The organism is Brevundimonas aurifodinae (genome assembly GCF_040195595.1).
In the GTDB taxonomy this organism is placed as follows: Bacteria; Pseudomonadota; Alphaproteobacteria; order Caulobacterales; family Caulobacteraceae; genus Brevundimonas; species Brevundimonas aurifodinae.
On record NZ_JBEGDD010000025.1, the window covers coordinates 1 to 1,187 of the forward strand.

Sequence of the window (1,187 nt, forward strand, 5' to 3'; positions counted from 1 at the left end):
TCGACGATCTTGGCCACGACGCCGGCGCCGACGGTGCGGCCGCCTTCGCGGATGGCGAAGCGCAGCTTCTCTTCCATGGCGATCGGGGTGATCAGCTCGACGTTCAGCTCGGCGTTGTCGCCGGGCATGATCATCTCCACACCTTCCTTCAGGTGCACGATGCCGGTCACATCCGTGGTGCGGAAGTAGAACTGCGGGCGGTAGTTGGTGAAGAACGGCGTGTGACGGCCACCCTCTTCCTTGGTCAGGATATAGGCCTCGGCCAGGAACTTGGTGTGGGGGGTGATCGAGCCCGGCTTGCACAGCACCTGGCCGCGCTCGACGTCCTCGCGCTTGGTGCCGCGCAGCAAGACGCCCACGTTGTCGCCCGCCTGGCCCTGGTCCAGCAGTTTGCGGAACATCTCCACGCCTGTGCAGGTCGTCTTCTGGACCGGACGGATGCCGACGATCTCGACCTCCTCGCCGACCTTGACGATGCCGCGCTCGACGCGACCGGTCACCACGGTGCCGCGGCCCGAGATCGAGAACACGTCTTCCACCGGCATCAGGAACGGCAGGTCGATCGGACGCTCCGGCTGCGGGATATACTCATCCACGGTCTTCATCAGGGCCAGAACCATGTTCTCGCCGATCTCCGGGTTCACGCCGTCGGTCGCGGCCTTGGCCGAGCCCTTGGTGATCGGAATGTCGTCGCCCGGGAACTGGTACGAGCTCAAGAGCTCGCGCACCTCCATCTCGACGAGCTCAAGCAGCTCCTCGTCATCGACCAGATCGACCTTGTTCATGAACACCACCAGGGCCGGCACGCCGACCTGACGGGCCAAGAGGATGTGCTCGCGGGTCTGGGGCATCGGGCCGTCGGCGGCCGACACCACCAGGATCGCGCCGTCCATCTGGGCGGCACCGGTGATCATGTTCTTCACATAGTCGGCGTGGCCCGGGCAATCGACGTGGGCATAGTGACGGTTGGCCGTCTCATACTCGACGTGCGCGGTGTTGATCGTGATGCCGCGCGCCTTCTCTTCCGGGGCCGCGTCGATGTCGGCATAGGCCATCGCCTTGGCGCCACCGGCCTTGGCCAGCGTCATCGTGATCGCCGCCGTCAGCGTCGTCTTGCCGTGATCGACGTGACCGATCGTGCCGATGTTGCAGTGCGGCTTGGTGCGTTCGAACTTTTCCTTGGCCAT

Annotated in this window: 1 protein-coding gene; it reads right to left on the reverse strand. The window is 65.0% G+C overall.

What is annotated here, in order from left to right; all coding sequences use genetic code 11:
• On the reverse strand, positions 1-1,187 hold a 1,187-nt coding region (gene tuf, locus ABN401_RS16290), incomplete at its 3' end, for an elongation factor Tu (RefSeq protein ID WP_349685917.1).